This window comes from Limnospira sp., from assembly GCF_051859755.1.
GTDB lineage: Bacteria > Cyanobacteriota > Cyanobacteriia > Cyanobacteriales > Microcoleaceae > Limnospira > Limnospira fusiformis.
On sequence record NZ_JBIMLI010000068.1, the window covers coordinates 3,162 to 24,783 of the forward strand.

26 protein-coding genes are annotated in these 21,622 nt (G+C 44.2%); 13 read left to right on the forward strand and 13 right to left on the reverse strand.

Annotation, left to right across the window (positions count from 1 at the left end; genetic code table 11):
- Positions 1 to 231: 231 nt before the first annotated feature.
- The 5 genes from ACTIE0_RS13255 to ACTIE0_RS13275 all read right to left on the reverse strand — a co-directional run bounded on the left by ACTIE0_RS13255 (position 232) and on the right by ACTIE0_RS13275 (position 3,843).
- Entirely contained in the window at positions 232 to 1,320 is a 1,089-nt protein-coding gene (locus ACTIE0_RS13255) for a coiled-coil domain-containing protein (RefSeq protein WP_006668833.1), read from the reverse strand.
- Between the two features lie 42 nt (positions 1,321 to 1,362).
- Complete coding sequence (locus ACTIE0_RS13260; RefSeq protein ID WP_006668834.1) at positions 1,363 to 2,349, reverse strand: coiled-coil domain-containing protein; 987 nt, start codon at positions 2,347 to 2,349, stop codon at positions 1,363 to 1,365.
- Between the two features lie 55 nt (positions 2,350 to 2,404).
- Positions 2,405 to 2,782 (reverse strand): hypothetical protein, encoded by a 378-nt coding sequence (locus ACTIE0_RS13265; RefSeq protein ID WP_006668835.1) that lies wholly within the window; start codon positions 2,780 to 2,782, stop codon positions 2,405 to 2,407.
- Positions 2,783 to 2,859: 77 nt separating this feature from the next.
- Positions 2,860 to 3,543: a hypothetical protein gene (locus tag ACTIE0_RS13270; RefSeq protein WP_006621829.1), complete on the reverse strand. Its 684-nt coding sequence runs from the start codon at positions 3,541 to 3,543 to the stop codon at positions 2,860 to 2,862.
- 39 nt (positions 3,544 to 3,582) lie between these two features.
- Positions 3,583 to 3,843 carry a hypothetical protein gene (locus tag ACTIE0_RS13275; RefSeq protein ID WP_006621830.1) on the reverse strand — a complete coding sequence of 87 codons (261 nt, stop codon included), beginning with the start codon at positions 3,841 to 3,843 and terminating at the stop codon, positions 3,583 to 3,585.
- A gap of 225 nt (positions 3,844 to 4,068) precedes the next feature.
- Between ACTIE0_RS13275 and ACTIE0_RS13280 the strand changes: the two genes are divergently transcribed.
- Together ACTIE0_RS13280 and ACTIE0_RS13285 are read left to right on the forward strand one after the other, a co-directional pair.
- On the forward strand, positions 4,069 to 4,416 hold the full coding sequence (locus tag ACTIE0_RS13280; protein WP_039932693.1) for a helix-turn-helix domain-containing protein: 348 nt from the start codon (positions 4,069 to 4,071) through the stop codon (positions 4,414 to 4,416).
- Positions 4,413 to 5,102 (forward strand): M78 family metallopeptidase domain-containing protein, encoded by a 690-nt coding sequence (locus ACTIE0_RS13285; RefSeq protein ID WP_006621832.1) that lies wholly within the window; start codon positions 4,413 to 4,415, stop codon positions 5,100 to 5,102. Before ACTIE0_RS13280 ends, ACTIE0_RS13285 begins: the two co-directional genes overlap by 4 nt.
- Here the strand turns inward: ACTIE0_RS13285 and ACTIE0_RS13290 are convergent.
- Genes ACTIE0_RS13290 through ACTIE0_RS13305 form a run of 4 tightly spaced genes read right to left on the reverse strand, consistent with a single transcriptional unit; the run spans position 5,091 to position 7,515 of the window.
- Positions 5,091 to 6,680 carry a hypothetical protein gene (locus tag ACTIE0_RS13290; RefSeq protein ID WP_006621833.1) on the reverse strand — a complete coding sequence of 530 codons (1,590 nt, stop codon included), beginning with the start codon at positions 6,678 to 6,680 and terminating at the stop codon, positions 5,091 to 5,093. The genes ACTIE0_RS13285 and ACTIE0_RS13290 overlap by 12 nt on opposite strands.
- A gap of 25 nt (positions 6,681 to 6,705) precedes the next feature.
- Positions 6,706 to 6,882: a hypothetical protein gene (locus tag ACTIE0_RS13295; RefSeq protein WP_006621834.1), complete on the reverse strand. Its 177-nt coding sequence runs from the start codon at positions 6,880 to 6,882 to the stop codon at positions 6,706 to 6,708.
- A 12-nt stretch (positions 6,883 to 6,894) separates the two neighbouring features.
- On the reverse strand, positions 6,895 to 7,098 hold the full coding sequence (locus ACTIE0_RS13300; protein WP_006668837.1) for a hypothetical protein: 204 nt from the start codon (positions 7,096 to 7,098) through the stop codon (positions 6,895 to 6,897).
- Positions 7,099 to 7,116: 18 nt separating this feature from the next.
- Complete coding sequence (locus ACTIE0_RS13305) at positions 7,117 to 7,515, reverse strand: MAPEG family protein (RefSeq protein WP_006668838.1); 399 nt, start codon at positions 7,513 to 7,515, stop codon at positions 7,117 to 7,119.
- A gap of 268 nt (positions 7,516 to 7,783) precedes the next feature.
- Between ACTIE0_RS13305 and ACTIE0_RS13310 the strand changes: the two genes are divergently transcribed.
- Positions 7,784 to 8,101: a hypothetical protein gene (locus ACTIE0_RS13310; RefSeq protein WP_228116458.1), complete on the forward strand. Its 318-nt coding sequence runs from the start codon at positions 7,784 to 7,786 to the stop codon at positions 8,099 to 8,101.
- 70 nt (positions 8,102 to 8,171) lie between these two features.
- Positions 8,172 to 8,675, forward strand: coding sequence for a GGDEF domain-containing protein (locus tag ACTIE0_RS13315; RefSeq protein ID WP_008056766.1), 504 nt, complete (start codon positions 8,172 to 8,174; stop codon positions 8,673 to 8,675).
- Here the strand turns inward: ACTIE0_RS13315 and ACTIE0_RS13320 are convergent.
- Positions 8,630 to 10,108, reverse strand: coding sequence for an aminotransferase-like domain-containing protein (locus ACTIE0_RS13320; RefSeq protein WP_035759901.1), 1,479 nt, complete (start codon positions 10,106 to 10,108; stop codon positions 8,630 to 8,632). The genes ACTIE0_RS13315 and ACTIE0_RS13320 overlap by 46 nt on opposite strands.
- Before the next feature lie 271 nt (positions 10,109 to 10,379).
- Between ACTIE0_RS13320 and ACTIE0_RS13325 the strand changes: the two genes are divergently transcribed.
- From ACTIE0_RS13325 to ACTIE0_RS13335, 3 genes are all read left to right on the forward strand, one after another.
- Positions 10,380 to 10,667 (forward strand): hypothetical protein, encoded by a 288-nt coding sequence (locus ACTIE0_RS13325; protein ID WP_006668841.1) that lies wholly within the window; start codon positions 10,380 to 10,382, stop codon positions 10,665 to 10,667.
- 100 nt (positions 10,668 to 10,767) lie between these two features.
- Positions 10,768 to 10,935, forward strand: coding sequence for a hypothetical protein (locus ACTIE0_RS13330; RefSeq protein ID WP_155839093.1), 168 nt, complete (start codon positions 10,768 to 10,770; stop codon positions 10,933 to 10,935).
- 141 nt (positions 10,936 to 11,076) lie between these two features.
- A complete protein-coding gene (locus ACTIE0_RS13335) occupies positions 11,077 to 14,742 on the forward strand; it encodes a hydantoinase B/oxoprolinase family protein (RefSeq protein WP_006668842.1) in 3,666 nt (1,221 codons plus the stop codon).
- Between the two features lie 136 nt (positions 14,743 to 14,878).
- Here ACTIE0_RS13335 and ACTIE0_RS13340 read toward each other — a convergent pair whose 3' ends face one another.
- Positions 14,879 to 15,106, reverse strand: coding sequence for a hypothetical protein (locus ACTIE0_RS13340; protein ID WP_006621844.1), 228 nt, complete (start codon positions 15,104 to 15,106; stop codon positions 14,879 to 14,881).
- Between the two features lie 22 nt (positions 15,107 to 15,128).
- Here ACTIE0_RS13340 and ACTIE0_RS13345 point away from each other — a divergent pair, with 22 nt between their 5' ends.
- Positions 15,129 to 15,380 carry a DUF7219 family protein gene (locus tag ACTIE0_RS13345; protein WP_006621845.1) on the forward strand — a complete coding sequence of 84 codons (252 nt, stop codon included), beginning with the start codon at positions 15,129 to 15,131 and terminating at the stop codon, positions 15,378 to 15,380.
- An 81-nt stretch (positions 15,381 to 15,461) separates the two neighbouring features.
- Complete coding sequence (thrB, locus tag ACTIE0_RS13350) at positions 15,462 to 16,379, forward strand: homoserine kinase (RefSeq protein ID WP_006621846.1); 918 nt, start codon at positions 15,462 to 15,464, stop codon at positions 16,377 to 16,379.
- A 5-nt stretch (positions 16,380 to 16,384) separates the two neighbouring features.
- On the opposite strand, the gene ACTIE0_RS13355 is transcribed toward thrB, so the two are convergent.
- A complete protein-coding gene (locus tag ACTIE0_RS13355) occupies positions 16,385 to 16,723 on the reverse strand; it encodes a cupin domain-containing protein (RefSeq protein ID WP_006621847.1) in 339 nt (112 codons plus the stop codon).
- Positions 16,724 to 16,905: 182 nt separating this feature from the next.
- On the opposite strand from ACTIE0_RS13355, the gene ACTIE0_RS13360 reads away from it, so the two are divergent.
- Entirely contained in the window at positions 16,906 to 17,466 is a 561-nt protein-coding gene (locus ACTIE0_RS13360; RefSeq protein WP_006621848.1) for a thioredoxin family protein, read from the forward strand.
- Between the two features lie 53 nt (positions 17,467 to 17,519).
- Here ACTIE0_RS13360 and ACTIE0_RS13365 read toward each other — a convergent pair whose 3' ends face one another.
- Positions 17,520 to 18,155 (reverse strand): vWA domain-containing protein, encoded by a 636-nt coding sequence (locus ACTIE0_RS13365; RefSeq protein ID WP_006621849.1) that lies wholly within the window; start codon positions 18,153 to 18,155, stop codon positions 17,520 to 17,522.
- Between the two features lie 111 nt (positions 18,156 to 18,266).
- Between ACTIE0_RS13365 and ACTIE0_RS13370 the strand changes: the two genes are divergently transcribed.
- From ACTIE0_RS13370 to ACTIE0_RS13380, 3 genes are all read left to right on the forward strand, one after another.
- On the forward strand, positions 18,267 to 18,737 hold the full coding sequence (locus ACTIE0_RS13370) for a hypothetical protein (protein WP_006621850.1): 471 nt from the start codon (positions 18,267 to 18,269) through the stop codon (positions 18,735 to 18,737).
- 37 nt (positions 18,738 to 18,774) lie between these two features.
- Positions 18,775 to 20,796, forward strand: coding sequence for a WD40 repeat domain-containing serine/threonine-protein kinase (locus tag ACTIE0_RS13375; RefSeq protein WP_006668844.1), 2,022 nt, complete (start codon positions 18,775 to 18,777; stop codon positions 20,794 to 20,796).
- A 69-nt stretch (positions 20,797 to 20,865) separates the two neighbouring features.
- Positions 20,866 to 21,144: a hypothetical protein gene (locus ACTIE0_RS13380; RefSeq protein ID WP_006621852.1), complete on the forward strand. Its 279-nt coding sequence runs from the start codon at positions 20,866 to 20,868 to the stop codon at positions 21,142 to 21,144.
- Positions 21,145 to 21,622: the final 478 nt, after the last annotated feature.

The following is a 21,622-nucleotide window of genomic DNA, read 5'->3' on the forward strand; positions in this document are numbered from 1 at the left end:
CCCAACCAGAAGATTAATAAACCCGCCCTCCACCTAGGGCTGTCAATTATACTTCCCAACCAGAAGATTAATAAACCCGCCCTCCACCTAGGGCTGTCAATTATACTTCCCAACCAGAAGATTAATAAACCCGCCCTCACCCACCATTATTAATTATTAATTATTAATTATTAATTATATCTCCATATAGTAGGCGGGTTGATTCATGTTAGTTAACCCGCCCCTATGGGACTATTTACCCTTTTGTTGATTTTTCGCCTGTTCTAAGGCGATTTCTTTCATGGCTTGGAATGAATTAGAATTAGAGGAACCTTCGATCGCTTTCACCGCCAAATCTTGAACTTGTTTTAGAGCCGAGTCTAGTTGTTTGGAGATGCTTTGAATGCGATTTTCTTGATTGCTAATGGTTTCGCTGAGGGATTTAACTCGCAGTTCGTAGAACTGTTTTTGCCCTTCCACTTCTTTACCCCATAAATCTGCCTTAATTTTAGCTTGATAATTTCCGATATTACGCCCCATGTCTTTACCTTTTTTAATGGCATCTTCCAGGTTTTGCTCAAATTCTGCCACCTTAGTTTTAACTTCTAAGTGTTCTTGTTCTCGTTGAGCGATCGCTGTTTCTCTTTCTAACCATTCTTGCTGCTTTTGCTGTTGCAATTCCTCAAGCTGTTGGTAGAGTTCCGCCTGATTTTGTTGATATTGTTCTTCGTCTAAGTCTCGCTCAAGCTGGAGGTTATATTGATAACTTTCCTGGTCACGCTCCCGGTTTTTAGTCTCCGTCTGATTGCGTTCTTTAACTAACTGTTGATGTTCTTCTTTTTCCTTCTTCCAGGTGGCTTGTTGTCCTTGCCATTCCTGTTCTAAAGTCTCCTGGCGATCGCTTAATTCCTCCTCAAATTCTTTAAAACTCTGATGATACTGCTCAATTAAAACATCTAAAGTATCATCACTTATTGACTCAATATTATGCAGTTCTAGCAAATGCTGTTCCGCCTCTGCTACCCCATTTCGTAATTCTTGCAGTCGGGTAGCTTCTGAGGTTAACTGGTCTGATAATTCACTAATTACCCCCCCAAAACTTGACTGAAGTATAGTTAAGTTATCTAGGGTAGATTGCAATTTTGACTTATTAAACTTAGGAGGTTGTGCGGGTGGTGTAACCGTCTTCACGGGTGTAGTTGCTGGGGGTGTAGGCGGCGGTGGTGGCGCGGCGGCGGGGGATTTACTAATCTCTGCTTTCAGAGCTTCCTGTTCTTTTTGCAGTTCATGATAGGCTGCTAAAATTTCGGCTTTTGTGTTGCGATCGCTAATTTTTGCCATGATAATTAATCTCCGCTTTATCCTAGTTTAGTTTCTCATCAATTATTGATTGTTACGATTCCCAGAAAACGCTCTCATTGCCAAATCTTGAGCCTGTTTCATGGTTTCCTGTAACTGTGCCGACAAATTCGTGATTTGTTCATTTTGTCGCTCAATAGTTGCTTCTAAAGATGCCACTTGCAATTCATATCCCTGTTGATTAGATTCCCATTCCTTAGCCAACAGATCCGCCTTCACTTTTGCCTCGCGAGTAGCTTCTTGAATCGCCTCTTCTTTGGCTTTATTTAAAGCCTGTTTTAACTCTTCCTTAAAGGTCGCCACCCGTTGGCGATCGCTCTCAAATTTAGCCTGTTCCGCATTCAACGCTTTTTCCCTTTCCCGCCAATTTTTCTCATGTTCTTTAGTCGTTTCTTCAATTTGACGTTCTAAGCGACGTTTCGCTTCCTCATATTGATCAGTTTCAATTTGTCGCTGTCGCTGTAAATTATAGCTATAATCTTCCGCTTCCTGCTGACGATGTTTCGCCGTATTTTCTTGATATTCAGCCGCAGCAGTCTCAAAGTCCTCTTGTTCTTTTTCCCATAACTTCCGTTCCCTAGCTATCTCTTTTTCCAGGCTTTCTTGGCGTTGGCTGGCTTGTGTCTCTAGCCGGTTCATCTTTTCTTGATGTTCTTGCGTTACCAGATGCAAAACATCAGCCACCATCCGAATTTTCTGGAGTTCTTCCAGTTGCTGAGATTGAATACTAATGCCGCGTTTAATAGCATCTAATTTCGCAGATTCGGTTTCCAGTTTTTCCGAGAGTTCCGTGATTACACCACTAAAATCTAGCTGTAAATCTGCTAATCCTTTCACCAGGCTATCAACCGTATAAGTCGCCGCCTGTTCCAGAACCTGTTTCCGTTTCTCCCGTTCCGCTTGTTCTTCTTTCGTGGCTACCTTGGAAACTATATTTTGGCGATCGCTAATAATTTTAGAGAACGCCGCCATAATTTGAGACTGGGTTTCTAAAGATGCTAATTTGCTCATTATTTCACCTCAAATGCTAATTTTAGAGTCAGAAAATACCCCAAAAATGGCTAACTTAACTCTCCTGGGTATCGGCAAATCTGCGGATTTTAGCGATACTTGGGTCTGAGTTTTTGGTATGCTCACTTCTAGGGGGTTGATCCGGGTTTAAAGTTGCTAAAATGGCGCGGCAATTGGGGCAGCGATTACCTTCCCAGCAATAGCAACCATCCATTAATCCGATTAGCAAAGACTTCAAACGTTGATTTTCTTCGAGAACAGCCTGATAGTTTGTCTGAATCGATTTTACCACAAAACTAATATGTTGCAAATCATCAGATAGACTGGAGATATCTTCTAGGGTATGATTTCGGAGGCGATCGCTTAAACTCAAGTTTTCCAGCAGTTGACGTTCCCACAAATCCTTTCGCGTTAACCGGACTACATTTTTCATCAGATACCCTCTAAATTTCAACTGGCTAACCCTCCCCTCGGTAAGAGGAGAGTTAAGCTATCCATCCGATTCAATCCCTAAGACACTGCTACCGGAACTTGTTGATCATTAACCGGAGGTAACATCATCTCATTGTCGCGATCTGAGGGAGAATGAGCCGCCATTAAACAAGCCACTTCATGGGGTGACAAATTATCCAAACAGATCATTTGTCGGGTTCCTTCCAAATCAATCATACGGGACAGGTTAGCCGGATCAGCTAAAACCGCCGCCGCCTGTTCTAAAATCGACCAATCACTACGTTCTACCCAAGACCACTTTAAACTATAGTAATTAATCGGTTTTACCACTCCATTTTCATCCGGTTTCTGACCAGAATGGCGGACAAATTCCGGCACAAAAATCCCCATAGCAGGTTCTACACCTTGGCTTTGTACAGAAGCCACCAACCGGTTAAAATCACTGAGAGAGCGACTTTTAATATAAGTGACCAATACAACACCTTGGGGGAGTTCTCCCGATTCAGCTACAAACCAAATTTGTCCCCATAATGTGTTGTTAGTTTGCCCTAAACTGCCAAAAAATTTGCTAAATTTGATAATCGTCATCGAGCATTTAGAGCCATATTCTTCATCTCCAATCATCCATTTTCCCGATTGGCAATTATTACGGACAGCGATCGGCATTTCCGGCACTAGCATCGCTTCTTTGTGCTTACTTCCAAATACAGAAATTGTGGGTTTTTCGTTAGTTTTATTCATGGTTTCTACAACTCGTGAAAATGTGGACAAAATCAGCGTTTAGCGAATCACAGAAACTGTTTTTTCTGGTTCGGGATAAGTAGATAATGGTTGGGGTTGTGCTTTCAAAATCTTTAAGGCGGCGATCAGTTTCTCTAAAGTCTCCGTGTGAGCGGCAGTAAAATGAATGCTAAATCCTGTACCGTCGCGCGTATAACCCGGACAGACTAGGGACGCTGAACCTAGTTCCTCATGGGTGGCAATATAGAGCCAGTCGTGATCATTTAGTTGGTAATGGGTATCAGTCCAAGTCCTGAGCATGGGATCTGTCCTCCGGTTCGCCATTTCACCCAACATCTGGAAGCCTTAGACTCTACATCTATGGCATGATGTGGTTTTATTGACAGTTGAGCGCTATCAGTAGAGCCTTGGCAGTTGATGCTTTGTTCAACTACATCTATACTAACAAGTGTTGATGGTTTCGTCAAGTTATCAGTTGAAATTTTGTTCAAGGTGTCTTATAATAGAGACCAGGAGGACAATGCCGTGGACGAAACACAAACTTTTGGTAAATTGATCCGTCAGGCTCGCAAGGATAGGGGCTACTCCCAGCGAGAACTGGCGGGGTTGCTTGGTGTGGACTTTACCTATCTATCAAAGCTAGAGAACGATCGCGCTGATTATGCTCCCAAAGAGGAGGTAATCCGGGGTTTAGCGCGAAATTTGGGCATAGATGAGGAGGAGTTAATCTTTTTGGCGGGACGCATTCCCCACCATTACGAGAATTTCCTCAAACAGAATAACCGGGAGATCACAGCGCTATTTCGACGACTTCAGGAAAACCCTAATTTTGCTAAACAGGTATTTGATGCAGCTTCGGGGAAAGATCAGTGAGTATTCTCAAACCCTATCGCTTTTATGCGAAAGAATCTATTGAACGTCGCGCTGATCAGATTCTTCAGCGCATGGCGGCTACCCCTAATTTTGCTCCTCAGTGGCCTTTTGAGTCGAGTTTGGTGGCGGACTTTTTAGATTTGGGGGTAGTATGGGATTACATACCAGCGGACGAACAAGGGCCGATCGCCGCCCGCATTATTCCCGCCGCTAGACAAATTGAGATTAACGAAGAGATTTTAGAAAAACCCCAAGGGTTTATCGAGTCTACGATCGCCCATGAAATCGGACACTGGGTCCTTCATATTAATCAGGATGAGGTGGACGGGGTAGCTCGACAGTTAGAATTGAATCTGGGAAATTACGGTTGGTCATCCTCAACAGCCCAGGAACCATTTGTCTGTCGCAGTGGTGCGGTTTCCTCTCAAATTGCTTCCATTGAATGGCAGGCTCAATATTTTGCCAGTTGTCTGCTGATGCCTCGTCATATTTTGGAGGAAAAGCGATCGGGTCGCGATCTCAGTAAGTGGTCTCATCTCTACAGTATTAGGGATGAGTTGGGGGTGAGTATTTCTAATCTGACTAACCGCCTACAAGATTTGGGTTGGATTACTATTCCCAAAGGTCAGCGCCAAATTTATCTGGGAGAAGCTGATTTAAACAAGCAACAACGCTTATTCGGTTAAGCTGGGTAGTTTCAACATCACCCCAGCAATCAACCAGTAATAAACGGCAACGGGGTCGGTATCGAGAGGATACCAGTAGGGGTTGTAACCGATAATGATAATAAAAATCCAGAAGACAATACCATCATTTCTCAGATGAGAATTGCGGACTTGATGATAAGATTTGAAACCTTCGATCATCAGGGTGGTTACCAATATTAAAAAGGCGATCGCTCCTATGATGCCTAATTCGTAGATGAGTTTAGAATAATAGGTTTCTAGTAGCCGTGTGCTACCTAGACTGCGGGTGGCATTAGTCCCTCGTCCGAGTCCATTACCTAATAAGCCTCCGCTATTTCTGAGAGTCCACTGAGTTTGATCTATGACAAATTCGGGAGGGGGGGATGCTATCCAGCGTCCGGTAAAACTTTCAATTCGTCCCTCGGCTAGATTGGGAAATATGACGAGGGTAGTTAACAAAAATAGTCCGATGGCTAAAAAGCTAATTAATAATCGCTTCCAACGAGATATATGACTGGTGGCAACCATTAATAATATCAGCACCACAGGTACGGCCAAAAAAGCGGTTCTCTGACCTGAGATGACGGCATTTATCATGATTAAGAATAGGGAAAATCCGCCAGTTATCTGCCAAGTGATTTTCGGGTCATTGAGGGCAGTTAGAAAAGCAAAAAAGGCACTGGAAATTAAAAACCATGTCCAATGCCACGGCGAGACAAAGGTTCCGGGAAGTCGGATAAAATTGGCTTCTGGTAGGTAGCCCAAAGAACCCCCAACTAGACACTTGCGCTGTAGGTTGGCTGTTAGTAAAAGATGGGGTTCTAAGCCGCTATTGTCAGGACAAACACCTGTGATGACTAACCAAAATTGAGCGATACCTAGCAGACAACATACTATGGCTAAAACTACCTGTAAACGATTGAGGAAATAGACATCTTGACTTTTACGGATCAGGTAATATCCACAGGTGATTAGGGGGATATATCCGATTAAGATGGCTAATCCGAAAATCCCCATAACTATGGGAATTCCCCTAGGGTCATCACTAAAATGTTGCCCTCCATTGACGATAATTAGGTTAATTAAAGCAATCCCTACAAAGATTAATAGCGGGATTTTGAGATGTTTATTAATCAGAATTGCTTTGCCTTCACGAATTAAGACAACCAGCATTCCTAAAAGGGCGGGAATGTAAAATAATATATTTTTTAGTAAGTGAAAAATAGGTCGATCATCCCCTACCCAATAGGCGATCGTCCCCGCCAAAGGTAAATAAATCAGTAAACCCCATAATCCTTGGCGGGGATATCGGTAGGATAAAGCCGCACAGAAAATGGTGATAATTACATAAATAATCGCGATCGCCCCTAGGTCATTTCCAAACATGACCATAGCGACAATTAATGATAAAACACTCACCCAACCCAGATAGGGAACTAAGCCTGATGTGTGATTAAATAAAGATTCGGAGTCGGTGACTGTAGGTATCTCGTTTTCTTCCTCTGTGAAAGCGGAGGAATGAGGGGGAGATTCATTTTGATACTGTAATGATGAAGGATGATTGTTGGGTTCTGACATGGATGCACTTTACCCTTACTAATTGTCACCCTGATTCAAATTCGATCGCCCAAATTTGACAAATTCGTTGCTGCTTTTGGGACGGTAGTTGATGGTAGACACTAAGTATCTCTTGGTGGGTGAAATCAACAATTAGGGCAGATATTTGGTTAGGATTTTTAGTCCTGACCAAGGCAGATTTTAATTGTTCGAGATCAGCCATTCGTTAATTAAGTTATTCAGATGGGGAATTGGGGGACTCCGAGGGTAGCGGTAAACTGGTTAAGTCCGTTGGCGGGTTGACTGTCCGATCGCCCTCGGAATTGGGACGCGGGTTCATATCCTCGGATTCTAGGGTTTCGGTAAATTCGGTTAATTGTTGAAAGAGGCGATCGCTGATCCTAAACATGATCGGATCTTCTGGCTGATTCTCTGCCATGTCCTTGACTCCACGAATTTAGATCAGTTGTTTAACCAAGGGGATGATAATTCCGATTAGAGACCCCCCCAATAGGGAAAATAAGCATAAGATACTGACCCCAAAGCCAATCATCCGCTTTTCCGCCGCCTGATAGTATCCCCACGCATAGAGAATGCGCCCAACTATCCATACTGCCCCCAAACCCGCAGCCACTAAGGGACTGACAAACTCAGAAAACAGCCACAACGCTGGAAGGAACATAATTAACTGTTCTAGGGTATTTTGCTGTACCCGCAAAACTCTTTCAAAGTTGGGATCGCCTGTCATGTCAGGAGGCATAACCTTATATTTCATTCTAGCTCTACCTACGTTGATGGTGACAACCAGGTATAGGATAAGCGCAGATGCAGTGATTAGGCTTGGCCAAGGTGACATAGATTGATTGCCTCGTGAGTATCTACCACAATATTAACCTGCTTCGCCATTTTGGGTGGGAATTTCTCCGTATCTACCCTCAGACAGGTTTTTAGCCCATTGTGATCACAGTCACATAAATTTGGTCAAATGATCACAATCATTCAAACTAGCCGATCACGAGACTTTTTCAGGATTATCACGGTATCGGCGGATAGTCGTCACGGCAATCTTACGGCAGATCGTCAATAATCGATATTGTTGAAACCGAGAGATAGGTAAGTTAACCGTGATTCTGAACCCACAACTATTAAATCTTATTTCCATCGAAAAGTCAAGATATTTCCAGGAAATTAATCTGAAGTCCAAGCTGGAAGTCATCTTCACTAAAATGGTCAGCAAGTTGGGTTTAAATAATCACCAAAACTTGCATCATGAACATCCCCATTTTTCGAGGAACTATCAAGATAATACTACCATGAATATTGACATCCTAAATCGCCCAATAGTTCAGGACATTTTAGTTGATAGTAATACCATGGAGAATATTGATCAATATCCCATTAACATCCTCCACAATATTGCTCTAGCGGAAACTGTATCGTAAGATTTACTATCAAAATATCAGGATTCGGCAGCTACAGCAAGAAAACAGAAAGCTGAAAGAACTAGCTTTTTTGGATGATTTAACGCAATTAGCAAATCGACGTAAGTTCTATCTTTATATGGAACATACTTTACCAAGCCAAAAAGGACAACCCATCTCTTTAATTCTCTTAGACATAGATTTTTTCAAGCCCTACAATGATAATTATGGTCACTTAGCGGGAGATTTATGTCTGCCAAGAATTGCCAAAGCTATTCAAGAAGCTATCACGGCTTCTCATAAGCAAAAGCCCTACTTAGCCGCCCGCTACGGTGGTGAAGAGTTTGCGATTATCCTACCGGGTCTTAAATTAAAAGAAGCCCTGAATGTAGCGAACCAAATTCGCCTGAAGGTTTTGGCTAAAAATATCCCCCACTGTGGGTCTGAGATTGGTTCATGTATTACCCTTAGCGCGGGAGTTGCCAGTCAAATTATTGGGGATGATTTATCACCAGAAGACCTGATATTAAGTGCAGATAGGGGATTGGATCAAGCGAAAAATAGCGGGCGTAACCGAGTTTTATCAGAGTCTTGATTGGCAATTAGTTCTCCTAAAGTTTTCATAGCCATATCTATTTTGGGAGACCAAAGTAAACCACAATTTAAGCGAAAGCAGTTTTGATAGTTTCCTGATGCAGAAAACATGGTACCAGGAGCAATGCTAATTTGGCGTTGGTAGGCTTCTTGGTAAAGTGCGATCGCATCAAAATGGGGTGGAAGTTCTACCCATAAGACGTGACCTCCTGTGGGGCGCGTTACTTTAGTTTCTGGGGGAAAATAATCACAAATTGCCTGAGTCATTCGTAAAACCTGTTCCCCATAAGCCCGTCGTAGGTGTCGGAGATGGCGGTCATAACCTCCATTGGCTAAAAAGGCAGCGATCGCTAATTGATTAGCTGCCGCTGTGACAATGTTAGTAAACAATTTGAGTTGTTCGACGGTGTTTTGATAACGACCAGCGACCACCCAACCTACCCGCAAACCGGGAGAAATGGTTTTACTACAAGAAGAGCAATATAAAACCAAACCCTTTTTATCAAACGCTTTAATCGCCTTCGGACGCATCTCATCAAAACCTAAATCTCCATAAACGTCATCTTCCACCAAAGGAATATCGTAGCGTTCCAGAATTTCCACTAAGGCTTTTTTCTTGCTATCTTCCATACAGCTTCCCAGGGGATTACTAAAATTGGAAACGATCGCACAAGCAGCCACCTGACCTTGACTCAGGGCGTTTTCCAAATCTGGTAATGATAAGCCGGATCGCGGGTGGGTGGGAAGTTCCAAGGCTTTTAGGTGTAGAGATTGCAAAATTTCTAACAATCCATAATAGGATGGGGACTCGATCGCCACTGTGTCCCCCGGTTTTGTGATCGCGCGTAGAGATAAATACATCCCCTCTGTCGTCCCATTCACAATCAAAATTTGGTCTGGGGTGAGGGAACAACCCGCATCCATTAATCTCCTGGCTACTTCATCGCGTAAAGGTTCCAACCCTGGTAGCGCGTTATAGGAGTGACAGACTTCTGGGTTTTGACGCATTACCTGTCCCATCAGTCGATTTAATGCGGCGAGGGGGAATAGTTCCGGGTCAGGGACGGCGGCACCGAGTTTAATCATTCCTGGTTCCCGTAGGACTTTATTGATCTTAAAAGCTATTGAGGTATCTACGTTACAGGCTAGTCCCGGAGGGGCTGAGGAGGTGGGTTCTGCGGGTGGAAGTGACAGAATATGGCGAACATAGTACCCCGACTGAGGACGCGCGACAATTAGCCCTCTGTCTTCGAGGAGGCGATAGGCTTCTAATACTGTAGTGATGCTAACACTCATCTGTTGGTGCATTTTGCGGACTGAGGGAATGCGCGAGCCTGGTTTCAGGGTCCCTTCTTTAATGAGGGACTGAATGCGGTTGGCTACCTGTTCATACAAATTCACTCCGGGAGACTTTTCCACGGGTCTGGCTTTCATGGTCATACCTCCAAATCCCTTACAAGGATACAGTTGCTGATTTTCTTACCATAACAGTTGCCAAAAATTAAACTGTTATGGCTACAATTCATCATAACTGCATCTGTTATTTTTGGCTGAGGTAGGTCATACTTTTTATAGAGTGATCGAAATTTACTTATTTTGGCGATCGCTTATTTATGTGAACCGCGATAAATAAGGGAGTTTAAAGTTAGCATCTCCTCTACTTTATGGTTTGTTACAACTGAATATTCATGGAGGAATTGTGGCGATGAAATCAACGGAACGAACTGCTTGTAGTACCATGCCATTGACGGGTAATGCTTTGGTGAATTATTCCGGCATTTACCCCACAAAAGGTATTGTTAATTGGTGGCAAAAAATACCTAGTTTATTGTATAATTTTCTGCTGGGTGGCGGGGATATCAGAATCTCTGAAAGTTATGATCAAGATGGTGATTTAGTCTGGGATGTTTATGACCCTTTCACTCGGCGCAATCAACGTTTTTATACGGAACAAGATGTCAGAATTTGGTTAGAATCCCGCTATTCTAAATAATCCGGGGTTTATTTGTCAACCCAATATCTGAGGGATATCTATTGAGTCTGTCAGTAGGTTAGACCCTACTTATACCCAATTTTTGATTCAGGGGGTTTTTATGGTGAAACAACAGAATTGGCAAAATCATCGGTTATTATCCCGATCGCATCTTTGGGGCGATCGTCTCATCAAACTGATACACAATACCATCGAATTTAGTCTCTTTTATGGTGAATATATAGTCATACCTCCCGACCAAAGACTAAAGCAACTGTCTCATAAATAAGACCAGATCACCTAACCCCCTAACCACCCTCTCCCAGAAGGTGAGAAGGTGGTGGGGGCTGATTTCTGTATTGATTGAGAATGGCTATATAGAATGGGACTAGAGTAACTGTCAACAATTCACATGATTGGGGATTATTCAATGGCTGAAAACTTAGTAAATAAATATCAATTTTGGGTAGATAGAGGCGGTACATTTACAGATATTGTCGCGCGCAAACCAGACGGTAGTTTAGTGACCCATAAACTCCTATCAGAAAATCCTCAACGTTATCAGGATGCTGTGGTAGCTGGTATCAAAGAAATTTTAGGAATTGGTTTGCATGAACCCATCCCAGAAAATTGTATTTCTGAGGTAAAAATGGGAACCACAGTAGCAACCAATGCACTCCTGGAACGCCAAGGCGATCGCACCCTATTAATCATCACTAAAGGCTTTAAAGATGCTCTCCGCATTGGCTATCAAAATCGCCCCGATATTTTTGCCCAAGAAATCATTTTACCATCCCTGCTATATGAAAGGGTAATCGAAGCAGAAGAACGCTACAGCGCCCAAGGGGAAGAACTGCAACCTCTCCAATTAGAACCCTTAAAAATCGCCCTAAAAAAGGCTTATCAAGACGGAATTCGCAGTTGTGCGATCGCCCTAATGCACAGCTACCGCTACCCCAAACACGAACAAAAAATCGCCGAAATCGCCGCCGAAATTGGCTTTACCCAAATTTCCGCATCCCACCAAATTAGCCCCCTCATGAAGCTAATCAGCCGGGGAGATACCACCGTAGTGGATGCTTACCTCTCACCCATTTTAAGGCGTTATATTGATAAAGTTGCCCAGGAATTATATGGCAACCAGCCCCCAAAAGATGCAGTATCTAGCCCGCCGCAAAACCTGCCTAAATTAATGTTTATGCAGTCCAATGGTGCTTTAACTAACGCCCAAAACTTCCAAGGAAAAGACAGCATTTTATCAGGACCTGCTGGCGGCATTGTCGGCGCAGTGAAAACCAGTAAACAGGCAGGTTTTGACAAAATTATCACCTTTGATATGGGTGGAACATCCACAGATGTCGCGCATTATAATGGCGAATATGAAAGACAATTTGAGACCGAAATTGCGGGAGTCAGAATGCGAACGCCTATCCTTTCTATTCATACTGTAGCAGCCGGGGGAGGTTCAATTTTATGCTTTGACGGTTTCCGCTATCGTGTCGGTCCAGAGTCTGCGGGTGCTGATCCAGGTCCCGCTTGCTATGGTGGTGGGGGACCTTTAACAGTTACTGACTGTAACGTAATGTTAGGCAAAATTAGACCCGAATTTTTCCCCCAAGTATTCGGACCCCAAGCCAATTCACCCCTTGACCCAGAAGTAGTTAAAGCCAAATTTAACCAGTTAGCCGCAGATATTACTCAAGCCACCGGAGACCCTCGCCAACCGGAAGAAGTGGCGGCGGGTTTTATTGCGATCGCCGTAGAAAATATGGCTAATGCGATTAAGAAAATATCCCTACAGCGGGGTTATGACGTATCCGAATATACCCTCTGTTGCTTTGGCGGCGCAGGAGGTCAACACGCCTGTGCGATCGCAGATACATTAGGCATTACACGGGTGTTTATTCATCCCTACGCTGGCGTTTTATCTGCCTATGGCATGGCCCTAGCAGATGTAGGTAACATCCGCGAGAAAGCCATAGAAGCCACGCTAAACGAACATTTATTAGCAGATATCACCCCAGTTTTAGCCGATTTAGAAACCGAAATGCGATCGGAACTTGACCCCCACAATTCCCCCAACGACATAGTTTTTTATCGCGCTAATTTAAAATATCAGGGGACTGACTCCACCCTAACCGTCCCATTTTCTCCCCAAGTCGAACCCATGAAAGCCGCCTTTGAAACCGAACACCGCACCCGTTATGGTTTTGTCAAAGCCGACAAAAAATTAATAGTTGAATCTGTATCCGTCGAAGTAGTCCGCCAGATGGAAAATCCCCCGGAAACCATATTATCTCGTCGAAATGATCAACCCCCATCTCCTATTGCTACCGTCCCTATGTTTGCTAATCAGAAATGGCAACAAACCCCCGTATTTCCCAGAGAGATTTTACAGCCAGGAGATGAAGTAATCGGACCTGCGATTATTCTTGAAGCCACCGGAACTAATATTATAGAACCAGGTTGGTCTGCCCAATTAACCGAACGCAATCACTTAGTTTTAGCCAAAATTTCCCAGCCCCAAACCTCCCCCATTGACACCAATACCTTGACCAATAAACCAGATCCCGTGCGTCTGGAAATTTTTAAAAACCTGTTTCAGTTTATCGCGGAACAGATGGGAATTACCCTACAAAATACGGCATCATCAGTTAACATTAAAGAACGCCTAGATTTTTCCTGTGCAATTTTTGATGAATTGGGGGAACTCGTAGCTAACGCTCCCCATATTCCTGTACATTTAGGCTCTATGGGAGAAAGTGTCCGCAGCCTAATTAAAGCCAAAGCCGAAACTCTCAAGCCGGGGGATGTTTATATGCTAAATAATCCCTATGATGGCGGGACTCACTTACCTGATATTACCGTCATTACTCCAGTGTTTGATACCGCCGGATTAAACATTTTATTTTATGTGGCATCTCGCGGTCATCATGCTGACCTGGGAGGGATAACACCCGGTTCTATGCCGCCCCATAGTCAAACAGTATTGGAAGAAGGGATTTTAATCGATAATTTCCAGTTGGTTGATAGTGGCAAATTCCGAGAAGCAGAATTGCTGAAATTATTAACTCATCATCCCTACCCGGCGCGGAACCCGGAGACTAATATTGCTGACCTACAAGCACAAATTGCCGCTAACGAAAAAGGGGTGACGGAATTACAGAAAATGGTCGCACAATATGGGTTAGCCACAGTCCAGGCTTATATGAAATTTGTCCAGGATAATGCTGAGGAGTGCGTGAGAAAGGCTATTTATGTTCTGCGGGATGGTCAGTTTATTTATCCTCTGGATAATGGGGGAGTTATTCAAGTCGCGATTAGCATTAATCGCCAAAACCGCAGCGCCAAAATAGATTTCACCGGAACTTCTCGACAATTGGAAAGTAATTTTAATGCGCCCCAGGCGGTTTGTAAAGCGGCGGTTTTGTATGTATTTCGGACTTTGGTGGCTGATAGTATTCCCCTCAATGCTGGATGTCTAAAACCTTTGGAAATTGTCATCCCTCAAGGCTGTATGCTTAACCCCAAATTTCCGGCGGCTGTAGTAGCGGGAAATGTCGAAACTTCTCAGGCTGTGGTTGATGCTTTATATGGCGCTTTGGGGGTTATGGCGGCTTCCCAGGGAACTATGAATAATTTGACCTTTGGAAGCGATCGCTATCAGTATTATGAAACCATCTGCGGCGGATCTGGCGCAGGTCCAAATTTTCACGGGACCGACGCGGTACATACTCACATGACTAATTCTCGCCTAACTGATCCAGAAGTGTTAGAATGGCGTTATCCAGTTCTGATCGATGCTTTTGCTATTCGCCCCCACAGCGGCGGCGGCGGAAACTATCGCGGTGGTAATGGTATTATCCGCCAAATTCGATTTTTGGAGGAAATGACTGCCACTATCCTATCGGGACATCGCATCATTCCACCTTTTGGTATGGCTGGGGGTGAACCGGGTATGGTGGGGCGTAATTCCATTACTCGCCAAAATGGGACTGTTGAAGATCTCGGTAGTACGGCGATCGCCCTTATGGGTATAGGGGATGTGTTGACCATCCAAACTCCCGGCGGCGGGGGATATGGTGCGCCACAATAACCTATAATAGGCTAGAAACCTCTTTGACCATGGGGAGTTTGTCTAAACCCATAGACATATTGACTCCCCTTTTGGTATCGCCTAACATATAATACATAATGCTATATGATCTTCAGCTAAGTTGACCCGGATTTAGTTAATCATTTAATCGGATTGAGTCAGTATAAATACTGGTCAAAAATATAATCCTTTCCCTTGTATAACCCGCCTGAAATACTATAATCACCACGGTCAGACTTAAACCCAGATACCCCCTAAGTGTCAGTCCTTGATTTTCATTAATGATATTACTAGCACCTAAAAATGTAGCCAGAATAGCATTTTTTTTGAGGGAGTTAGTAGTAGCTTTCCCCCAGGATACCAACTAACATATTCAGCCTAAATATATGAACGAAAAAGACGAATTTCTTTACCCCAAAACCCGTTATCGTGGAGAATTTAGCCCCCAAAATATGATGTTTAACTCTAACCTCCAAGAGTTTGCACATAAGGTGAACTATATCTGTGGGTTAGAAACCAATGGTAAACTGAGTTCCGAAGTGGCTTACCAAAGAATCAAACAACTCTGGAAAGAATTAAAAGAGTCCAAAAAGAATCTTAATATTGGCGAAAATTCAGCCAACCAAGACCCAGAATAACTAGCCATGGTCTGCATAACTACAAGCCAGGGATAAAATCCCTAATTTTCCCACAAAATTAGCCCATATTCATCATTTTCAATGTCTCACCCAATTACCGTTACCGTCCCCGCCACCACCGCCAATATTGGACCAGGGTTTGATTGTATTGGTGCAGCCCTCAGCCTATATAATACCCTAGAATTTTCGCCTTTAACAGATACAGAAAAACCCCACCAAATTACCGCCGAAGGACTAGAAAGCGATCGCGTAGCCACAGACGATCGCAACTTAGTTTATCAAGCCTTTCTCAAATTCTACCATCACATCAATCAAACTCCCCCTCCCGTCAAAATTCACATCAAACTAGGAGTCCCCCTCGCCAGAGGTTTAGGAAGTTCAGCCACAGCAATTGTCGGGGGTTTAGTGGGTGCAAATACCCTAGCCGGAAACCCCCTAACTCCAACAGAAATTATGGAAATGGCGATCGCCATAGAAGGACACCCCGACAACGTAGTTCCCGCCCTGTTGGGGGGCTGTCAGTTATCAGTAGCCGACCATAACCACCGCTGGCAGATCTGCGAAATTCCTTGGCATCAAGATATAGTCCCCGTCGTCGCTATTCCCGACTTTGAACTATCCACCGCCGAAGCCCGCAGCGTCCTCCCCTCCCATTATACCCGCGCCGATGCCATTTTCAACACCGCCCACCTAGGTTTATTAGTCCGAGGCTTAGAAACCGGACAGGGAGACTGGTTGCGCGTGGCTATGGCTGACAAAATCCATCAGCCCTACCGCCAATCTCTGATTCAGGGTTATGATACCGTCAGACAAGCCGCCTTAGATGCAGGCGCTTACGAATTAGCCATTAGCGGGGCAGGACCGACCCTTCTAGCCCTCACAGACCCCCCCCACACCCACTTATGTGTATCTGCTATGAGGGAGGCTTGGAGGGGCTATAACATCGGGGTAGATGTGCGATCGCTTGCAATTGATACCCAAGGCGCTAAAGTCACTTAATTTCCCTACTCATTACCAGCCGAAAGAGTCAGTAAAAATGCCAGATTTTCCTCAGTTTTCAGGGCGTGGGGTGCGTTGGCTTTCATAAATACAAACACTCCCGCCTCTAAGGTAATCTCTTTCCCCTCCAGAATTAAAATTCCGCGACCTGCCAAAACGTTAACCGTCGCGTTTTTGGTAGCTGTATGTTCCGAAATTTCCGTGCCAGCCCCCAAACAAAATAGGGTATATTGACAGTGAGCATCTTTCAGCAAAACCCGGCTAACAATTCCCCCCTCCGCATATTGGATATAATCATCCAACTTAATAGCCGTTGAAGTATTTAGGGATATGATATCGCTCATAATAGCTCTCTCCATTTTATGGGTGGCTATTTGAGATCATATCACATTCCCTTCATGTCAACTTACCCCCCACCCCCAAACATCCTAGTTATCAGCCATGGCGTTACCTAACCTGAGTCGAGAATGATCCGCTATAATGATAACAGATGTTATCCAATAGTAGAAATTAGGAATCTTGAATCATGGCTTTAACAGCATCAACCATGTTAAGTTTGGGGACGCGCGCCCCAGATTTTCAACTCCCAGACGTGACCTCTGGGGAAATGATATCCGTCGATACATTTAAGGATAAAAAAGCCTTGCTAGTCATGTTTATATGTTGTCACTGTCCCTTCGTTAAACATATTCAAGATGAACTAGCCCAATTAGGACGTGATTATCAACCCCTAGGAATAGGAATAGTTGCCATTAGCGCCAACTCCATCAAAACCCATCCCCAAGACGGACCCGAACACCTGAAAAACCAAGCGGAAACAGTAGGTTTTTCCTTCCCTTACTGCTACGATGAAACCCAAGAAGTAGCCCAAGCCTATACAGCAGCCTGTACCCCCGATTTCTTCTTGTTTAATAGCGATCGCCAATTAGTCTATCGCGGTCAATTAGATGACAGTCGCCCCGGGAATAACTTACCCGTCACCGGGGCAGATTTGCGGGCGGCTTTAGATGCCATTATCGCCGACAAACCCATCAACAGCGACCAAAAACCCAGTATTGGTTGCAATATCAAATGGCATCCGCAATAACATCAATCAAGGCAACCCCAATGGTTGCCTATTTCCAGGAAATCCCCTCAAATCTAATCAGTAATTGCCCGCAATAGAACATCCGTCAAACTAATCTCTTCCATATCTTCCAAACTCACTGTATCACAAATATTGTAACGAGCGCCCGCCGCCGTTAACTCATCATCAAGCACCTTAAAAAACGCCGTAGCCTCTTCACTAGAGCCCACCCTAATCATTTCCACAGCCAACTCTTCCTCATGGGTTAATTGATTGGAAGCATTAATCAAGATGCGTTTAACCTCCAATAACGTATTAATAATCTCCCCACCCGTCACCACAAAAATAGTTTCACCATTAGGCTGTGATTGTTCCGTCGCCCGTCTAGCAAAATAACTATCAGTGGCATCTTTGAGAACCGAGGCTAAATCAGCTTTTCCGGCTGGTTTATGATTCTCAAAAACCTCTCCCACATGGTCAGAAGTAATGCGATCGTAGCGCTTAAACTCTTCAGCAAATAAATATAAAGTAATCCCATCCGGGTCAAAATGTTCGCAATAGGTTGCCAACTCTAAAATCGATTGTCGCATTAACTCCCAGCGAGACTGCCCCTTTTTATTGCCAGCCATTGCCATACTCTCGCTGACATCCACAATTAAGGTATAATCCCGTTTTTCCAGGACTGCACCCCCCTCTAATAGTACATCCATACATCAAACCCCCACAATTGTACTTAATTTAATACTGTATCATTTCCTTCCCATAATTATTAAGCTATAATATTTCCAAGCGTCATCATCTAGTTTTTGCGAGTCCTAGTTATGAAACCTAAGCCCCAGGATTCTGCCAACCAAGACCAGCCAGACCGACCCATCTACCTACAACCTCCCCGGGTCATCTTCGCCCTACTGATAGGCGTGTTAGCCCTAGTCGCCTATGTGGTTTTAGTCAAAACCGACTCTCCTACTCCAGACCCCATTATGGTAGAAAACCCTGAAGCCGTGATGATCATGGATGAAACCTCCCAAAATTTAGCCGATCTCCCCCCGGAAATTACCACCAAATTGCGCCAAGATGTCATCGATCGCACTGGAAGTTCCCCAGATGAAATCGAAATCCTCGCCGCCGAAAGACATACTTGGCCAAATACCTGTTTAGGACTCGCCCAGCCAGACGAATTATGTGGTCAAATGTTAGTAGATGGCTGGCGGGTCCGAGTGTCTGATGGTCAGCGCCATTGGCTTTACCGCACCAATCATAATGGTCAAACCTTCCGCTTAGAAACAGAATAAAAACCCCAACCTAGTCCCCTGGTAATTATTTTCTACCATGAGTTATTGCCTCAATCCCCAATGTTCTCATCCCCAAAATCCAGATGATGCTAAATTCTGCCTCACCTGTGGTGCCAAACTGTTTCTACGGGAGAGATACCAGGCTATTAAACCTATTGGTCATGGCGGATTTGGGAAAACATTTTTGGCAGTTGATCACGATAAACCCTCCCATCCCCCCTGCGTCATTAAGCAATTTTTCCCGCAAACCCAAGGGGTAGAAACCACTCGCAAAGCGGCGGAATTATTCCACCAAGAAGCCCAGCGTCTCGATGAACTAGGAAAACATCCCCACATCCCAGATTTGCTGGCACATTTTCAACAGGACAATAATCAATACTTAGTCCAAGAATATATTAACGGCCCCAATTTAGAAGACTTAGTAATTAGCCAGGGAACTTTTAACGAAACTCAAATAATTCAACTACTTGATGAACTCTTGCCAGTTTTAGAATTTATACATCAAAATAAAGTCATTCATAGGGATATTAAACCCGCCAATATTATTCAATCTCAAACATTAGTAAATAGCTCGACATCGGGTAAGTTGGTATTAGTGGACTTTGGGGCGGCGAAAGTAGTACAAAGCACCAACTTATCAGGACCAGGAACTATTATCGGCAGTCCTGAATATGTGGCTCCAGAACAAACTAGGGGTCAAGCCATATATGCTAGTGATATTTATAGTTTGGGGGTGACTTGCTTATATTTACTCACCCAAATCTCGCCCTTTGACCTCTATGATATTCACCAAGATAAATGGGTTTGGCGAGATTATTTACAGGAAAATACGGTTAGTAATAAACTGGGCTTAGTTTTAGATAGAATGGTGGCTTCCCTACCTTCCCAGCGCTATAATTCCCCGCTGAATGTACTGAGGGCACTGCATCCTAGTGGACTACCCCCGACGATTCTGCACAACATTAATATTAATAACTTTGATAATACGGCACTCCCTAGCCCGGCTGCATCGGTGAGAGTACCGCGGCCACCACTGCCCCCACCGCCACCACGGACAGCTAGAACCAGTCAGCAAATCACCCCACCACCGACGGCTAGAACTTCTCAGCCACCCACCCCACCAAAACCTAGCCGTGTTCAACCTCAACGGTCATCACCTAGCTGGAAACTGCTACATACGCTGACAGGACACCGTAATCAAGTCACCTGTGTAGCTTTCTCTCCTGATCAGGAAATACTGGCCAGCAGTAGCCAAGATCTGACTATAGAAATTTGGAGACTGAAAAATGGGAAACGTTGGTACACGCTAACTGGTCATGAAAATTGGGTAACATCGATCGCCTTTTCCCCGAAGGAAGAGATTTTAGCTAGTGGTAGTCGCGATCAGACTGTGGAAATTTGGGATCTCAAAAAAGGTAAACGCTGGTATACGCTCATTGGTCATCAAGATGCTGTGGAACAGGTGGCCTTTTCCCCCCAGGGAGATATTCTAGCCAGCGCATCCCGGGACAAAACCATACAAATTTGGGATCTCAAAAAAGGGAAGCCTTCCTACACTCTCTATGGTCATAGCGATCGCATTTATGGACTCGCCTTTTCCCCAGATGGTCAGACCCTAGCCAGCGCCTCTAGGGATAAAACTGTCCGCCTGTGGAACCTACAGCAAAGACAAGAATTAGGAAGCCTACCCCGTTGGTCTGACTGGGTGAGAACCGTTGCTTTTAGTCCTAACGGTCAAATGTTAGCCGGAGGATGTCGGGATGGTTCCATCGGTCTATGGCATCAACAAGACCAGACCTGGAAGCTATGGCGTACCCTGCGGGCTGATGATGCCGATATATTTGCGATCGCCTTTAAACCCGATAGTACAGAGTTAATTACTGGCAACAGTAAAGGCCAAATCGACATTTGGCAACTGGGCGACGGCACATTATTAGAAACCATCGCCGCCCATTCAGCAGACGTATTATCCCTAGCATTTAGTCTTGACGGCAAAACCATAGCTAGTGGCGGATCTGACCGACTCGTGAAGATTTGGTATCACGCCGCCCAAACTTGATATTGATTAGAAAATATAATACAATTGTTAAATAAAAATTAAGTTTTGTCACCTAGGTAACAAAAATCAATGCACAAGGATTATTATGGGCTACTGATATCAACCCTCAGTTTCCGTCACCGTTGGAAGTGGCAGATCATCCTGCCCTACGGTGACCATCTAACTTCCAATAACGACTACTCCACTCCAGAAGAGGCACTGCTTGGGGGCAAGTCCTGGATTGATAAGGAAACAGCATTTAATGCCCTAAATAGCTGTCTAGCACAGTTTTACAGTTCAGGGTTGATTAATCCTCCTGAATATCAGAACTTGATGGATTCATTGCGGGGTATTACCCAAAGGTGCTAAGGGCCTTGCCAGTTTCCTGATGCAGTTTTTATAGTTAATTGTTAATTGATGCTCCCACTACAATATAATTCAAGAACTACTCAGGTAGTGTGGGCATCTAGTTTGGGCTGATATTATGATCAACTTTCATAGTTTTCTGCTAGATTGAAATCATGGGTGCGAGACGTTCGGGCATGAAATAGGGTTGCAATACCTGAAATAACCGCTCGGTGGGGATTTCAACCCCTTGGTTGAATATAAGGAGCGCACTCCTGACCATCCCTATAACTGTTTATATGTCCCAACGTTTAGTATAGAAATATACAAAACAAGGCAGGGAACTCAAGGTCAAAACGCTAAATTGAAAATCTTAATGATTTCTTAACAATTGCGTTGAGAGTAACGGCGATAGCCACCCCCAGTTTTGGGAATCACAACCCCAGGATTGAAGCGGGGAACGGAAGGCGTGAAGTAGAACCTACTACCAGAAGCGACCACT

Coding starts and splice junctions, on each gene's coding strand:
- ACTIE0_RS13255 (WP_006668833.1), bottom strand. CDS start 1,320: ATGGCAAAAATTAGCGATCGCAACACAAAAGCCGAAATTTTAGCAGCC.
- ACTIE0_RS13260 (WP_006668834.1), bottom strand. CDS start 2,349: ATGAGCAAATTAGCATCTTTAGAAACCCAGTCTCAAATTATGGCGGCG.
- ACTIE0_RS13265 (WP_006668835.1), bottom strand. CDS start 2,782: ATGAAAAATGTAGTCCGGTTAACGCGAAAGGATTTGTGGGAACGTCAA.
- ACTIE0_RS13270 (WP_006621829.1), bottom strand. CDS start 3,543: ATGAATAAAACTAACGAAAAACCCACAATTTCTGTATTTGGAAGTAAG.
- ACTIE0_RS13275 (WP_006621830.1), bottom strand. CDS start 3,843: ATGCTCAGGACTTGGACTGATACCCATTACCAACTAAATGATCACGAC.
- ACTIE0_RS13290 (WP_006621833.1), bottom strand. CDS start 6,680: ATGTCAGAACCCAACAATCATCCTTCATCATTACAGTATCAAAATGAA.
- ACTIE0_RS13295 (WP_006621834.1), bottom strand. CDS start 6,882: ATGGCTGATCTCGAACAATTAAAATCTGCCTTGGTCAGGACTAAAAAT.
- ACTIE0_RS13300 (WP_006668837.1), bottom strand. CDS start 7,098: ATGGCAGAGAATCAGCCAGAAGATCCGATCATGTTTAGGATCAGCGAT.
- ACTIE0_RS13305 (WP_006668838.1), bottom strand. CDS start 7,515: ATGTCACCTTGGCCAAGCCTAATCACTGCATCTGCGCTTATCCTATAC.
- ACTIE0_RS13320 (WP_035759901.1), bottom strand. CDS start 10,108: ATGAAAGCCAGACCCGTGGAAAAGTCTCCCGGAGTGAATTTGTATGAA.
- ACTIE0_RS13325 (WP_006668841.1), top strand. CDS start 10,380: ATGAAATCAACGGAACGAACTGCTTGTAGTACCATGCCATTGACGGGT.
- ACTIE0_RS13330 (WP_155839093.1), top strand. CDS start 10,768: ATGGTGAAACAACAGAATTGGCAAAATCATCGGTTATTATCCCGATCG.
- ACTIE0_RS13335 (WP_006668842.1), top strand. CDS start 11,077: ATGGCTGAAAACTTAGTAAATAAATATCAATTTTGGGTAGATAGAGGC.
- ACTIE0_RS13345 (WP_006621845.1), top strand. CDS start 15,129: ATGAACGAAAAAGACGAATTTCTTTACCCCAAAACCCGTTATCGTGGA.
- thrB (WP_006621846.1), top strand. CDS start 15,462: ATGTCTCACCCAATTACCGTTACCGTCCCCGCCACCACCGCCAATATT.
- ACTIE0_RS13355 (WP_006621847.1), bottom strand. CDS start 16,723: ATGAGCGATATCATATCCCTAAATACTTCAACGGCTATTAAGTTGGAT.
- ACTIE0_RS13360 (WP_006621848.1), top strand. CDS start 16,906: ATGGCTTTAACAGCATCAACCATGTTAAGTTTGGGGACGCGCGCCCCA.
- ACTIE0_RS13365 (WP_006621849.1), bottom strand. CDS start 18,155: ATGGATGTACTATTAGAGGGGGGTGCAGTCCTGGAAAAACGGGATTAT.
- ACTIE0_RS13370 (WP_006621850.1), top strand. CDS start 18,267: ATGAAACCTAAGCCCCAGGATTCTGCCAACCAAGACCAGCCAGACCGA.
- ACTIE0_RS13375 (WP_006668844.1), top strand. CDS start 18,775: ATGAGTTATTGCCTCAATCCCCAATGTTCTCATCCCCAAAATCCAGAT.
- ACTIE0_RS13380 (WP_006621852.1), top strand. CDS start 20,866: ATGCACAAGGATTATTATGGGCTACTGATATCAACCCTCAGTTTCCGT.